At 70.5% G+C, this 9060-nt stretch carries 8 protein-coding genes; 3 read left to right on the top strand and 5 right to left on the bottom strand.

Annotation, left to right across the window (positions count from 1 at the left end; genetic code table 11):
* Positions 1 to 17: 17 nt before the first annotated feature.
* A complete protein-coding gene (locus tag WG923_RS27605; protein ID WP_340354245.1) occupies positions 18 to 983 on the top strand; it encodes a Bug family tripartite tricarboxylate transporter substrate binding protein in 966 nt (321 codons plus the stop codon).
* 144 nt (positions 984 to 1127) lie between these two features.
* On the opposite strand, the gene WG923_RS27600 is transcribed toward WG923_RS27605, so the two are convergent.
* The 3 genes from WG923_RS27600 to WG923_RS27590 all read right to left on the bottom strand — a co-directional run bounded on the left by WG923_RS27600 (position 1128) and on the right by WG923_RS27590 (position 5590).
* Entirely contained in the window at positions 1128 to 3257 is a 2130-nt protein-coding gene (locus WG923_RS27600) for an amylo-alpha-1,6-glucosidase (RefSeq protein ID WP_340354244.1), read from the bottom strand.
* Entirely contained in the window at positions 3211 to 5235 is a 2025-nt protein-coding gene (gene treZ / locus WG923_RS27595) for a malto-oligosyltrehalose trehalohydrolase (RefSeq protein WP_340354243.1), read from the bottom strand. Before treZ ends, WG923_RS27600 begins: the two co-directional genes overlap by 47 nt.
* Before the next feature lie 148 nt (positions 5236 to 5383).
* On the bottom strand, positions 5384 to 5590 hold the full coding sequence (locus tag WG923_RS27590) for a DUF6494 family protein (RefSeq protein ID WP_340354242.1): 207 nt from the start codon (positions 5588 to 5590) through the stop codon (positions 5384 to 5386).
* 83 nt (positions 5591 to 5673) lie between these two features.
* Here WG923_RS27590 and WG923_RS27585 point away from each other — a divergent pair, with 83 nt between their 5' ends.
* Positions 5674 to 6708: an MBL fold metallo-hydrolase gene (locus WG923_RS27585; RefSeq protein WP_340354241.1), complete on the top strand. Its 1035-nt coding sequence runs from the start codon at positions 5674 to 5676 to the stop codon at positions 6706 to 6708.
* A gap of 6 nt (positions 6709 to 6714) precedes the next feature.
* Here WG923_RS27585 and WG923_RS27580 read toward each other — a convergent pair whose 3' ends face one another.
* On the bottom strand, positions 6715 to 7791 hold the full coding sequence (locus tag WG923_RS27580; RefSeq protein WP_340354240.1) for an NAD(P)-dependent oxidoreductase: 1077 nt from the start codon (positions 7789 to 7791) through the stop codon (positions 6715 to 6717).
* On the opposite strand from WG923_RS27580, the gene WG923_RS27575 reads away from it, so the two are divergent.
* On the top strand, positions 7697 to 8674 hold the full coding sequence (locus tag WG923_RS27575; RefSeq protein WP_340354239.1) for a tripartite tricarboxylate transporter substrate-binding protein: 978 nt from the start codon (positions 7697 to 7699) through the stop codon (positions 8672 to 8674). The genes WG923_RS27580 and WG923_RS27575 overlap by 95 nt on opposite strands.
* Here the strand turns inward: WG923_RS27575 and WG923_RS27570 are convergent, their stop codons facing one another.
* Positions 8675 to 8908: a YodC family protein gene (locus tag WG923_RS27570; protein WP_340354238.1), complete on the bottom strand. Its 234-nt coding sequence runs from the start codon at positions 8906 to 8908 to the stop codon at positions 8675 to 8677.
* Positions 8909 to 9060: the final 152 nt, after the last annotated feature.

The following is a 9060-nucleotide window of genomic DNA, read 5'->3' as shown; positions in this document are numbered from 1 at the left end:
GGAAAGGAGCGCCTGCCATGCCTCGCTTCGTCGCCATCGTGCGCCTGTTGTTCGTCACCCTGGGCCTGCTCGGCAGCGCCGCCTTCGCCCAGTCGTATCCCGGCAAGCCGATCCGGCTCGTGGTGCCCTTCCCGCCGGGCGGCTCCGCCGACGTGGTGGCGCGCTCGGTCGCGCAGGCCATGGGCCAGGGCCTGGGCCAGCCGGTGGTGGTGGAGAACAAGGCCGGCGCGGACGGCATCATCGCCGGCGAGGCCGTGATGAAGTCACCGCCGGACGGCTACACGCTGCTGCTGGCCACCAACACGGCGTTCAACGCCGCACCGATCCTGCACAAGGTGGTGCCGTACAGCCCGGTCGCGGACTTCACGCCGGTGGGCAAGGTCGGCAACTTCGGCTTCTTCGTGTTCGTCAACGACACGGTGCCGGCGCGCAACCTCGCGCAGCTGATCGACTACGCGCGCGCCAACCCGGGCAAGGTGACCTACGGGTCGGGCAACAGCACCAGCATCATCGCCACGGCGCGGCTGGCGCAGCAGGCGAAGGTGCAGCTGGTGCACGTGCCCTACAAGGGCGACGCGCCGATGACGCTCGACCTGCTGGCCGGCCGCGTGAACATGGCGATCGCCACCGGAACGCTGCTGCCGCACGCCAAGGAAGGCAAGCTGCGCGTGCTGGCCACCCTGCTGCCGCAGCGCGCGGGCGGGATGCCCGAGGTGCCGACGCTGCCGGAGGCCGGCGCCGAGCAGATCCCGATGACGCCCTGGGCCGGCATCTTCGGCCCGGCGAAGATGCCCAGGGAGATCGTCGAGCGGCTCGCGCGCGAGCTCGCGCGGGCGCTGGCGCAGCCGGAGGTGAGGTCGCAGCTGGAAGCAGTGGCGTTCCAGCCGCAGGGCTCGTCGGCGGAGGAACTGGCGGCGATGCTGCGGGACCAGATCGACATCTGGGCGAAGGCGGGCAAGGAGGCCGGCATCACGCCGCAGTGATGTCTCTTGCTCCCTCCCCCTTTGGGGGAGGGCTGGGGTGGGGGCGCTCCGGACGCTGGATCCGCACCGCGCGTGATTCCTGCAGCGGGGGGTGCCCCCACCCTACCCTCCCCCGGAGGGGGAGGGAAAGAAACCCAGGCGCCGCTAGGCGTGGACGGCCGCAGCCGACCATGACGACACCGTTGCTTCACTGCCTGCGCCAGCCTGCTGGTGCTGCGGGTGCTGCTGCGCCATCGCATGCCGGCACTTCACGAGGATCCGCAGCACCTCCGCGACGCTCCAGGCCTGCGCGACGCAACCGCGCGGCGTGAAGGGCGGCTCGGCGTCGAAGACCTCGCTGATCGAGCCGATGCACGCCTCGCCCAGGTGGGCGGCGAAACCGTCGATCAGGTGCTCGATGCCGCGGTTGTCGTCCGGGTGCACCTTCAGCCAGGCATCGGCGAACGGGCCGGCCAGCCAGCCCCACACCGTGCCCTGGTGGTACGCCGCGTCGCGCGCGCGCAGGTCGCCGTCGTAGTTCGGCTTGTAGTCGGGATGCCCCGGTGCCAGCGAACGCAGGCCCACCGGCGTGACCAGCAGGCGCTGCGCCACGTCCAGCACGCTGCGCCAGCGCTGCGGATCGAGCACCGGGTACGGCAGCGAGATCGAGAACACCTGGTTGGGCCGGATCGCGGCGTCGTCGCCGCCCTCGCCGTCGATCACGTCGTAGAGGCAGTTGGTCTGCGGGTTCCAGAAGCGCTGGTTGAAGCTCTCGTACACGCGCTGCGCGTGCTGCGCCATCTGCTGCGCATGCTGCTCCTGCCCCTCTTCGCGCAGCCAGCGCTCCATCAGGCGCAGCGCGTTGTAGAACAGCGCGTTCAGCTCCACCGCCTTGCCGCGCCGCGGCGTCACCACCCAGCCTTCCACCTTGGCGTCCATCCAGGTGAGCTGGTAGCCCTCGGCGCCCTGCTTCAGGAGGCCGTCGCGGTGGTCCACGCCGATGTTGAAGCGGGTGCCGCGCAGGTGGTGCTCGATGATCGAGCAGAAGGTGGGGATCGCATGCCGCAGCGTCAGGCGGTCGCCGGTGACGGTCACGTAGCGGTCCATCGCGTGGAAGAACCACAGCGTCGCGTCCGCCGTGTGGTACAGGCCTTCGTTCTGCCCCTCGGGGAACATGTTGGGGATCAGGCCGTCCTTCACGTAGTGCAGGAAGGTGCGCAGGATGTAGCCGGCCTCCGCGTGGCGGCCGGTGGTGAGCGTCAGGCCCTCGAGGCTGATCATCGTGTCGCGGCCCCAGTCCGTGAACCAGTGGTAGCCGGCGATCACCGTGCGGGCCTGGTCGCCCTCGGCCAGCGCCCGGGCCGCATCGGCCTGGCGGCTGAAGGGCGCGATGATGAACTGGTCGGCGGCGAGCACGAGTTCGGCCGCGCGGCCGGTGCGCGCCGCCGGATCGGCCTGCTCGATCAGCCGCTCGCGCCGCGCGTGTTCGGCCTTCAGCGCCTGGTGCGGGTTGAGCGCGTGGATCGTGTCCCAGCTCTCGGTGGATGCAATCAGCGTGCATTCCTCGCCGGGGCCCAGCTCCGCGCGGAAGCGGCCGGGCGTCCACACGCGCCCGCGCGCCGCGTAGCCGCGCGAGGCCTCGACGCGGTAGAAGAACTCCTCGAAGTTGCCGCCTTCCAGCACCAGCTGCGCGTCGCGCCCGAGCAGCGTCATGCGCAGCGGCGGCAGCTGGGCATTGCTTTCCGAGTGAACCTCGAAGCGGTTGCTCAGGACGTGCAGCCGGCAGGGTTCGTCGTACGACTGCTCCACCGGGTTCTCGTGGCCGCGGAAGTGCAGCCGCGGGCGCAGGATCAGGCGCACGCCCTGGCCGCCGGAGATCATGCGGTAGTTCACGTGCACCGTGTTCTGGCCATAGGGCAGCAGGATGCGCTTCTCGATCACCGCGTCGCCCACGTGGTACGTCCACACCGGCAGGCCCATCTCGAGCCGGAACTCGGTCAGGATGTCGGGCAGCTCGTAGGGCCGGTCGGGGCGCTCCTCGCCCGCGACGCGGATGGTGCGGCGATCGGCCAGCCGCACCCATTCGCCGAGGTGGCTGAGCATGACGGTGCGGCCGATCGGTGTCGGCAGCGCGGCGATCAGCAGGCCGTGGTAGCGGCGCGTGGCCACGCCGGCGACCGAGCCCGAGGCGTAGCCGCCCAGGCCGTTGGTCACCAGCCATTCGCGCGTCAGCAGTCGTTCGGGGTGCTCATGGTTGCCCCCCCAGGGCATCTTGTTCAGGATGGCTTCGGCCATCGGTATCCTCCAGGCTGATGGGATGACCTCCCCCAGGATCCGTCCGCTGCGCGGACTCCTCCTCCCCCCTCCGCAAGCGGAGGGGGCGAGCGCCTTCGGGCGGCCGTGCGGCGCTCACAGGTGCAAGGACGGCGAGCGCATGCGCTGGCAGGCGCCAGCCGTGTTCGCCGTCCGGTTCGATCATTCCGCTGCCGCCCCAGCGCGCTTCCTCGGTGTGCCACAGCAGCTTCCAGCGCATGCCGGCAGGCGGCGCGAGCAGCGGCTCGGGCATGGGATGCAGCGGCAGCGTGGGGCCGAGATTCACCACCACGAGGCGGTCGTCCCCCGCGTCGTCCAGGAAGCGCAGCAGGAAGGCCTCCGCCCCCAGCACCGCGCCATGCATGCGGCTCGCATCGCAGCGCGCGAAGACCGGGTCCTCGCGCCGCAGCCGCAGCAGCTCGCGGTGCATGGCGAGCACCTCGGCGTGCCGTTCGCGTTCGGCGTGGTCCAGCTTGCATCGACGGAATGTCTCTTCTTCGGCGGGCGACACGAGCAGCTTGCCACCATCCTCGCTCGCGATGTTGGGAAACTGGGTGAGGAATTCGTGCCTGCCCTTGCGGATCAACCCGTCGAGTTCGTCCTCGTGCCGCGCGAAATAGAGGAAGGGCGCGCTGGCGGCGAATTCCTGCCCCTGGAACAGCAGCGGCGTGCCGGGCGCCAGCAGCAGGAGCGCCGTCAGCGCGCGGTAGCGCCCCGGGGTGGTGAGCTGGTGGATGCGCTGGCCGCGGGCGCTGTTGGCGACCTGGTCGTGGTTCTGCAGGAACTGGATGAACGCCGTGGCGGGCAAGTCCAGCGCGGGATGGCCGCGCCGCTTCTTCTGCCACGCATACCACTGGCCCTGGTACAGGAAGCCCCACTTGAGCGCGGAGATCAGTTCCTGCGGCGTGCCGCGCGTCTCCGAGTAGTACGCCTCGCAACTGCCCGTGGCCGCGACCGTGGCGCTGTGGTGGAAGTCGTCGTTCCACATCGCGTCGAGGCCCCGGCCGCCGCGCTGCACCGGCCGCGCGATCTCCGCGTGCTGCGGCTCGTTCTCGGCGCTCAGGTGGATGCCGCGCGGGCCGGCCGCGGTGCGCGCACGGCGCGCGATGTCCGACACGATGTGCGTGGGGCTCGCGTCGAACAGGCACTGCGTGGCGTCGAGCCGCAGGCCGTCGAAGTGGAATTCGCGGATCCAGTACTCCGCGTTGCAGGCGAAGAACTCGCGCACCGGGCCGCTGTGCTCGTCGTCGAAGTTGATCGCTTCACCCCACTCGTTCTCGTAGCGCTTGCTGACGTAATACGGCGAAAAGCGCGTGAGGTAGTTGCCGCTCGGGCCGAAGTGGTTGTAGACCACGTCGAGGATCACGCCGAGGCCGACGGCATGCGCGCGGTCGATGAAGTGGCGCAGTTCGTCCGGCGTGCCGTACAGGCGCGTGGGCGCGAACAGGTTGACGCCGTCGTAGCCCCAGCCGAACGGGCCGTTGAATTCGTTCACCGGCATCAGTTCGAGCAGGGTGATGCCCACGTCCTTCAGGTAGGCAAGGTGCTGCTCCGCCGCCGCATAGGTGCCCTCGGGCGTGAAGGTGCCGATGTGCATCTCGTACAGCACCTGGCCGCGGGCGCCCACCCCGCGCCACGCGGCGTCCTGCCAGGCGTAGCTGTCCGGCGCCACGATCTCCGACGGACCGTGCGGGCCTTCGGGTTGCCAGCGCGAGGCGGGGTCGGGCAGGGCATCCTTGCCGTCCAGGCGCAGCCGGTAACGAAGGCCCGGCTGCGCCTGCTCCACCAGGCCGGAGAAATAGCCGTCGCCCTCGTGGCGCAGCGCGCCCGGCCGGAGCGCCCCGGGGCCTTCGAACACGACGTCCACCTCGCGGGCCGCCGGCGCCCACACCCGGAAATGGGTGCCGGCGCCTGCCCGGTATTCCGCTCCGATGGGGAGGCGTCTTGCTGTTGTGCTCACTTTTTGCCGCTGCTCCGGAGGTCGAGCGGCATTGTGCAATCGCAAAGCGCTGCCGTGGGTGAGCGGCCGTGTCCGCGCGCATGCACAGCGCATGCAGGACGCCTCCCGCAGCACTGCGCGCGTGCGGCACGTGCCTCAGCGGTGCACGCTATTGCAGCCGGATCTCACCGTCGAAGTGCACCTGCAGCTTCAGCCCGGGGATCTCCAGCGTCATGCGCGCCGGAAAGGCCTCGGTGCCGGCAATCGACTGCTCCTGCAGTGCGCGCGCCACCGCCTGCTCCATTTCGCGTTGCGAACTCACTCCCACCATCTTGAGGAACTTGCGCAGGCTGATGTTGAAGGCTTCGTCGTCCATGGTCGTCTCCGGCAACTGACCGCATCATGGCGCAATTCCCCGCGCGCGGCATCCGCCCGGCGCTTGGGGCAAACTCGACGTTTATGCAGTCCTCCGCGCTCGCCTACCCGCTGCCCACGCCCGCCGCCGGCCAGTCCACCCCCGTCGCCCCCGGCGTGCACTGGATCCGCCTGCCCATGCCGTACCGGCTCAACCACATCAACGTGTGGGCGCTGGAGGATGGGGATGGGTGGACCCTCGTCGATACGGGCGTGCGCACGGAGGAAACCGCCGCGGCCTGGCAGCACCTGCTCGCCACCGCGCCGTTCGACCGGCCGCTGAAGCGCATCGTCGTCACGCACATGCATCCGGACCACATCGGCATGGCGGGCTGGCTGTCGCGCAAGTCGGGCGCGCGGCTTTGGATCTCGCGGCTGGAATACCTGGCCTGCCGCGTCCTCGTCTCGGACACCAGCCGCGACGCGCCGCCGGACGCCCTGCGCTTCTTCCTGGAGGCGGCGTGGAGCACCGACGCGGTGGACGAATACCGTGCCCGCTTCGGCAACTTCGGCAAGAACATCCACGCGCTGCCGGACAGCTTCCGCCGCATCGTCGACCGCGAGACGCTGCGCATCGGCGCGCACGACTGGGAGGTGGTCGCGGGCAAGGGCCACTCGCCCGAGCACTCCTGCCTCTACAGCCGCGAACTGAAACTGCTGATCTCGGGCGATCAGGTGCTGCCCCGCATCTCCTCGAACGTGTCGGTGCATCCCATGGAGCCCGACGCCAACCCGATGGCCGACTGGTTCCACTCGCTGGACGTGCTGGAGCAGCGCGTGCCCGACGACGTGCTGGTGCTGCCCGCCCACAACGAGTGCTTCCACGGCCTGCACGCGCGCATCGCGCAGCTGCGCGAAGGCCAGGCGGCCGCCTTCGACCGCCTGCGCGCGGTGCTGCGCGAGCCGCGGCGGGTGCCGGAGACCTTCGAGGCCCTGTTCAAGCGGCCGATCCGCGAGTCGGACGGCCACCAGTTCAGCCTGGCGACCGGCGAGGCGATCGCGTGCCTGAATTACCTGCTGCACGCGGGCGAGGCGCGCAAGGAGGTGCGGGACGGGGTGGCGTGGTATTCGATGGCGTGACGCGTTTCAACGCGACGCCAGCAGCGACACCAGCTCCGGCACGAAGGTCCCGGGCGTCGCCTTCGCCAGCGCGCCTTCCAGCGTCGCCAGCACCGCGGCGGCGACTTCCTTGGCCGCGCCCGCATCCGAGGCCATCGCGTTGTAGTAATCGAGGTCCTTGCGCGCGTTCGCGATGCTGAAGCGCAGCCCGGAAGGATCGCCGGCCAGCAGGTAGGGCTTCAGGCGGTCCAGCGCGATGCCGCCGCCGCCGCCCTTGGCCAGCACCTCCGCGAAGGTGTCCAGCGCCACGCCGCTGCGCTGCGCGCAGGCCGCCGCTTCCGCGATCAGGGTCACCATGCCGAGCGACACGTAGTTGTGCAGCAGCTTCATGCCGTGGCCGGCACCCACCGGGCCGACATGCGTGATGTTCTCCGCGAAGCAGCGCAGCACGGGGCGGCAGGCCTCCAGCAGTTCCGCATCGCCGCCCACCAGCAGGTTCAGGCGGCCTTCGGCCGCCTCCTTGGGCGTGCGCGTCATCGGCGCATCGAGGAAGCGCGCGCCGGCCTGCTGCACGGCCTGCGCCACGCGCACGGTCGACGACGGGATGGCCGTCGAACAGTCGACCAGCACGCTGCCGGGGCGCAACCCTTCCAGCAGCCCGCCCGCGCCCATCACCACGGCCTCCACCTGCGGCGAACCCGTGAGCACGGTGATCACCACGTCGGACGCCGCGGCCAGCTCCTTCGCGCTCGCGAAGCCCCGCGCGCCGCCGGCCTTCAGCGCGTCCAGCGGCTGGTTGCCGGGGTGCTCGAACAGCGCCAGCGGGTAGCCGTGCTTCTGCAGGTTCGTCGCGATGCCGTGGCCCATCAGGCCGATGCCCACCATGCCGATGTTCTTCATGCTTGCCTCCTCGCCCCGATGGTAGCGCGCCCGGGGCGGGGTCCACCCCGATGGCGCGGGTCGCGGTGCGCGGGGATCATGGCCCCCATCCCTTCGAAAGAGCAGACCCTTGAACCCGAATCGCCTCTTCGCCGGCCGCCGCGCCCTGCTGGCACTTGCACTGTCCCTTGCCGCGCCGCTGGCCGGCGCCCAGGCCTTTCCCAACCGCCCGATCAAGCTGATGGTGGGTTATGCCGCCGGCGGCGGTGTCGATGCCATGGCACGGCTGCTCGCCCAGCGGCTGCCGCAGCTGCTCGGGCAGCAGGTGGTGGTGGAAAACCGCGCCGGCGCCTCCGGCATGATCGCCGCCGACGCCGTGGCCCGCGCGCCGGCCGACGGCTACACGCTGCTCATGGGCGAGACGGGCATGCTGATCTCCTCGCACCTGCAGCCGCGCGCCAACCTCGATCCGCTGAAGTCCTTCACGCCGGTCGCCGGCACCTTCGTCGCCCCGCTGCTGATCGTCGCCAACAACGCACTGCCGGCAAAGAACCCGCAGGAGCTGGTGGCGCTGCTGAAGGCCAGCCCGGGCAAGTACGCGTATGCGACTTCCGGGGTCGGCACCGTGCATCACCTCGGCTTCGAGATGCTGAAGGCGCAGACGCAGTCCTTCATCGTGCACATCCCGTACCGCGGCGCCTCGCAGATCCTGCCGGACGTGATCAGCGGGCAGGTGCCGATCGGCGTGGTCAGTGCCGCGGCAGGGCTGGCGCAGGCCAGGGCCGGCAAGGTGACCGCGATCGCGTTGATGAACACCGGCAAGCTGGCCGGCGCGGAGAACGTGCCGGCGCTGGCCGATGCGCTGCCCGGCTTCAACGTGGCGCCGCGCCTGATGCTGCTGGCACCCGCGGGCACGCCGCAGGCGGTGGTGGAGCGGTTGAACGACGCGGTGCGCACCGTGCTGGCCAGCGCCGAAGTGGCGCAGTCGGCCTCGCAGCAGGGAGCGATTCCGGCCTATGTGCCGCCGGCGCAGCTCGCGACGCTGCTGGACCAGGAAAGCGCGGAGTGGGCGCGCGTGATGAAGGCGCAGAAGATCGCGGCGGAGTGATCAGGCGGCGACGCCGCGCGCATCGCTCTCGTCGTGGCTCGCGAGCGCCGCGCTGCGGCGGTGCCGGCTGATGTCTTCCAGCGAGGTGAAGAGGAAGGTGCCCTGGTGCAGGTCCACGCCGGCATACCACTGGCAGTAGGCGGTGTCGCCGCTCACCGCCCGCACGACCATGGGCGGCCCACCCGCCCGCAGGCGCACCACGTTCCCGGCTTCCAGTTGCTCTGCCTCTCGCACGCGGCGATTGTCGGCGGCGCGCGGCCGTCTCCACGCGAGCGACTGCAGCGCCAGCGCGTAGGACGGTTCTGACGGGCGTACGAACGGAGTAAAAACCAGATACCGGACGCAGAGGACGCAAAGGGTACGCAGAGAGCGCAAAAGAAAACCTC

This window comes from Ramlibacter sp. AN1133 (genome assembly GCF_037890035.1).
In the GTDB taxonomy this organism is placed as follows: Bacteria; Pseudomonadota; Gammaproteobacteria; order Burkholderiales; family Burkholderiaceae_C; genus Ramlibacter.
This window is presented reverse-complemented; position numbering and strand designations above follow the sequence as displayed.